The following is a 4,762-nucleotide window of genomic DNA, read 5'->3' as shown; positions in this document are numbered from 1 at the left end:
GAGCAAGCTCGCTCCCACATGGGAATGCATTTCAAATGTGGGAGCGAGCTTGCTCGCGAAGGGGACGACTCGGTGTCATTTAGAGCTTGGCCGCTGGACGCCCCGGCTTCTTGGTCTGCAACAAATGCGAGAACACCGCATGCAGATCATCCGACGCGCCTTCCTCGTCGAGGTTGAGCTTGCTGTCGATGTGATCCATGTGATGCATCATCAGGTTCACCGCCAGTTCGCCGTCGCGCTTTTCAATGGCATCGATCAGCTGCGTGTGTTCGTCGTACGAGCAATGCGAGCGGTTGCCGCTTTCGTACTGGGCGATGATCAGCGAGGTCTGCGACACCAGGCTGCGCTGAAAGCTGATCAACGGTGCGTTCATTGCCGCTTCCGCCAGCTTCAGGTGGAATTCACCCGACAGACGAATACCGGCACCACGATCGCCACGGGAGAAGCTGTCGCGCTCGTCGTTGACCATCTGCCGCAGTTCGGCGATCTGCTCGGCCGTGGCATGTTGCACCGCCAGTTCAGTGATCGCCCGCTCGACCAGACGCCGGGCGAGAAACACCTGACGCGCCTCTTCAACGCTCGGGCTGGCGACCACGGCACCACGATTGGGCCGCAACAGCACCACGCCTTCATGGGCCAGACGCGACAGCGCGCGGCGAATGATGGTGCGGCTGACCCCGAAGATTTCCCCCAGCGCTTCTTCGCTCAACTTGGTACCGGGCGCCAGACGCTGCTCGAGGATGGCCTCGAAGATATGCGCGTAGACAATATCGTCCTGGGTTCCGCTGCGACCGGCTTTGCCTGCTCGCGGTTGTTTCTTGAGGGGTTGCAACTGTTCGTTCATGGGCACTCGAGTCGGGAAAACTGCGGCGAATAGACCGTGACTGTAATACGGCACAGTAGGTCGCTGGCAAGTATCGCGTAAAAAACAGCGCGATTGTACACAATGAATGGTGGCAACACGACTGTACGGCTGTTTGCGCCTGCGGCTGTATTGCAACGCTGGGTTACGTTTGAGTTTAGGCTTGATCGCAGAATCCGCCTTCTACGCACAATCCCCTTATGTAGGAGCTGCCGAAGGCTGCGATCTCTTGATCTTGCTTCTTAAAATCAAAGTCAAAAGATCGCAGCCTTCGGCAGCTCCTACAGGGGGATGTGTTGTGGCGGACATCTCCATTGGTATAAGGAACACCGCCGTCATGACCGACGTCACCCACGCCCGCCTGCGCCCTCTGGCCGACACTTCGCCTTCCGCCATCGTCGCCGGTTTCATCGCGATGATGACCGGTTACACCAGTTCGCTGGTGCTGATGTTCCAGGCCGGGCAAGCGGCCGGCCTGAGCAGCGGGCAGATTTCCTCGTGGATCTGGGCGATTTCGATCGGCATGGCTGTGTGTTCGATCGGCCTGTCGCTGCGCTATCGCACGCCGATCACCATCGCCTGGTCGACCCCCGGCGCGGCGTTGCTGATCACCAGTCTGGGCGGCGTCAGTTACGGCGAGGCGATCGGCGCCTACATCACGTGCGCGGTGCTGGTGACGATCTGCGGCCTGACCGGCAGCTTCGAACGGCTGGTAAAAAAGATCCCGGCCTCTTTGGCGGCGGCCTTGCTGGCAGGGATTCTGTTCAAGATCGGCAGCGAAATCTTCGTCGCCGCGCAACACCGTACCGGTCTGGTGCTGGGGATGTTCTTCACTTATCTGCTGGTCAAGCGCCTGTCGCCACGCTATGCCGTGCTCGCGGCGCTGCTGATCGGCACTGCGCTGTCGGGCTTCATGGGGCTGCTGGATTTCAGCGGCTTTCACCTGGAAGTAGCCACCCCGGTGTGGACCACCCCGCACTTCTCCCTGGCCGCAACCATCAGCATCGGCATTCCGCTGTTCGTGGTGGCGATGACCTCGCAGAACATGCCCGGCATCGCCGTGCTGCGTGCCGATGGCTATAACGTCCCGGCCTCGCCACTGATCACCACCACCGGCATCGCCTCGCTGCTACTGGCGCCGTTCGGCTCCCACGGCATCAACCTCGCGGCGATCAGCGCGGCGATCTGCACCGGCCCGCATGCCCATGAAGATCGCAACAAGCGCTACACCGCAGCGGTGTGGTGCGGGGTGTTCTACGGCATTGCCGGGGTGTTCGGCGCGACGTTGGCGGCATTGTTTGCGGCGTTGCCGAAAGAACTGGTGCTGTCGATTGCCGCGCTGGCGTTGTTCGGCTCGATCATCAATGGCTTGAGCATTGCCATGAGCGAGGTGAAGGAACGGGAAGCGGCGTTGATCACCTTTATGGTCACGGCGTCGGGGCTGACACTGTTTTCCATTGGTTCGGCGTTTTGGGGGATTGTGGCGGGGGTTTTGACGCTGGTGATTTTGAATTGGCGCAGAGCTTAAGATCAAAAGCCCCTCACCCTAACCCTCTCCCAAAGGGAGAGGGGACTGACCAAGGTGCTCGGAAGATATACGCCGACAAGGTATACCAAGTCGAACTCACATCCCGAAAAGCCCACAGATCGGCTCCCTCTCCCTCGGGAGAGGGCTGGGGTGAGGGGCGAGTCCACCATCAAATCCAAGCCGTATCACCTAAACACCAGGCGAAAAAAAAACGGCGACCCTCAGGTCGCCGTTTTTTCAGTATCACTTGGCCGCGTTGATCGGCTTTTCCGGATACCACACGTCCAGCAGCGGGCTGACTTCGTACTTGGTCAGCTCGGAGCGGTCTTTCAGCCAGGCTTCAACGGCAGCGCGCTGCTCTTCGTTGACCGAGCCACGCTTCTGCAGGCACACCAGACCGAAGTCGTCGCCGCCAACATAACCCAGACCGTTGGCTTCCATGGCTTCTTTGATGAATGCTTCGAGGAAAGCGTCAATGGCTTCTTCGGACAAGTCTTCTTTGAAGTCCAGGTTCAGTTCGAAACCCAGCTCTTGAAATTCATCAACGCACAGTTTTTTGCGCAGACGCTGGGAACGGTTAGTCGCCATTGGAACAATCCTCTTAAGTAATAACGGCCGGCACTTTACCAGTTTAAGCCGGCGATTGCCCGACTCTCTGGTCGCTGCGGCCGACCGCCTGTAAAAAAATAAGCGATTGGCCGGTCGCGACACGGCACAAGCTGTTACAGCTTGGGGCATAATGCCGACACTTTCATGACCACTGAGGGCCTTTTCATCCATGTCCTCGTCTTTTTTCCCCTCTTTTGCAGGGTTTTATTGCATATGATCAAATCGTTGCGTCCACTGTTTCTCGCCGGCCTTCTTCTGCCTCTGGCCCTGCCTGTCTCCGCTGCCACTATCAACACTTCCCTCACCCCGAACGTCGAAAAAGCCCTCAAGGCCAGCAAGTTGCAGCCCAGTGCGCTGTCGCTGGTGATGGTGCCGCTCGACGGTCCGGGCACGCCGACCGTGTTCAACGCCGACGTCTCGGTCAATCCGGCCTCGACGATGAAACTGGTCACCACCTACGCGGCGCTGGAAATGCTCGGCCCCAACCATCAGTGGAAAACCGAGTTCTACACCGATGGCGACCTGAGCGGCGGCATTCTCAACGGCAACCTCTACCTCAAGGGTGGCGGTGACCCGAAGCTGAACATGGAAAAACTCTGGCTGCTGATGCGTGACCTGCGCGCCAACGGCGTGACCCAGATCACCGGCGATCTGATCCTCGACCGCAACTTCTTCGTGCAGCCGCAATTGCCGGAATTCAACGATGACGGCAACGACGACAACAAGCCGTTCCTGGTCAAGCCCGACTCGCTGCTGGTCAACCTCAAGGCCCTGCGCTTTGTTGCGCGCAATGACGGTGGCCGCGTACTGATTTCGGTTGAGCCGCCGATTGCCAGCATCCGCATCGAAAACACCGTCAAGGCGCTGCCGTCCAAGCAATGCACCGGCGGCGTGCGCTATAACCCGGTGCCGCAGGCCGATGGCAGCGTGACCGTAACCGTCGGCGGCCAGTTGGGCGAAGGCTGCAGCTCGCAGACTTACCTGTCGCTGCTCGACCATGCGACCTACACCGCCGGCGCCGTAAGGGCGATCTGGAAGGAGCTGGGTGGCAGCATTCAAGGCAAGGATCGTCTGGCGCCAACGCCGAGCAGCGCCAAACTGCTTGCCCGTGCGTACTCGCCGGATCTGGCCGAGATCATCCGCGACATCAACAAATACAGTAACAACACCATGGCCCAGCAGCTGTTCCTCAGCCTTGGCCAGCGTTTCCGCAACGATGCCGACGGTGACGACGCCCGGGCAGCGCAGCGCGTGGTACGTCAGTGGCTGGCGAAGAAAGGCATCACCGCGCCGCATCTGGTGATGGAGAATGGCTCCGGTCTGTCGCGGGCCGAGCGGGTCAGCGCGCGTGAGATGGCCAACATGCTGCAAGCCGCCTGGCACAGTCCGTACGCCGCCGAGTACATCAGCTCGCTGCCGATTGCCGGCACCGACGGCACCATGCGCAAACGCCTGAAAACCACAGCGATGCGCGGTGAAGCCCACGTCAAGACCGGTACCCTGAACACCGTGCGCGCGATCGCCGGTTTCAGCCGTGACGTGAACGGCAATACCTGGGCGGTAGTGGCGATCCTCAACGACAAAGCCCCGTTCGGCGCCTCGTCGGTGCTCGATCAGGTGCTGCTGGATCTGTACAAACAGCCGAAACTGCCGCAGACCGCTTCGGTGCTGTAAGCGGATTCTGAAAACACCTTCAAACCCTGTGGGAGCGAGCTTGCTCGCGAAGACGTCAGAACAGTCAATACCCATTGACTGTTCGACCG

The 4,762-nt window shown here is 59.9% G+C and carries 4 protein-coding genes; 2 read left to right on the top strand and 2 right to left on the bottom strand.

Annotated features, from left to right (window positions below; translation table 11 throughout):
* Positions 1-79: 79 nt before the first annotated feature.
* The gene (locus QMX86_RS27380) at positions 80-844 is read right to left on the bottom strand and encodes a GntR family transcriptional regulator (protein ID WP_007918375.1); all 765 of its coding nucleotides are present in this window, start codon (positions 842-844) and stop codon (positions 80-82) included.
* Positions 845-1,199: 355 nt separating this feature from the next.
* Here QMX86_RS27380 and QMX86_RS27375 point away from each other — a divergent pair, with 355 nt between their 5' ends.
* Positions 1,200-2,390, top strand: coding sequence for a benzoate/H(+) symporter BenE family transporter (locus QMX86_RS27375; protein WP_282387555.1), 1,191 nt, complete (start codon positions 1,200-1,202; stop codon positions 2,388-2,390).
* A 243-nt stretch (positions 2,391-2,633) separates the two neighbouring features.
* Here the strand turns inward: QMX86_RS27375 and QMX86_RS27370 are convergent, their stop codons facing one another.
* Complete coding sequence (locus QMX86_RS27370; RefSeq protein ID WP_071171591.1) at positions 2,634-2,978, bottom strand: YggL family protein; 345 nt, start codon at positions 2,976-2,978, stop codon at positions 2,634-2,636.
* A gap of 234 nt (positions 2,979-3,212) precedes the next feature.
* Between QMX86_RS27370 and dacB the strand changes: the two genes are divergently transcribed.
* The gene (gene dacB / locus QMX86_RS27365; RefSeq protein WP_282387552.1) at positions 3,213-4,673 is read left to right on the top strand and encodes a D-alanyl-D-alanine carboxypeptidase/D-alanyl-D-alanine-endopeptidase; all 1,461 of its coding nucleotides are present in this window, start codon (positions 3,213-3,215) and stop codon (positions 4,671-4,673) included.
* The last annotated feature ends 89 nt before the right edge of the window (positions 4,674-4,762 follow it).

This window comes from Pseudomonas sp. PS01270 (assembly GCF_029959775.1).
GTDB classification, from domain to species: domain Bacteria; phylum Pseudomonadota; class Gammaproteobacteria; order Pseudomonadales; family Pseudomonadaceae; genus Aquipseudomonas; species Aquipseudomonas atacamensis.
The sequence above is the reverse complement of the archived record's forward strand: the minus strand, read 5'-3'. Positions and strand labels throughout refer to the sequence as shown.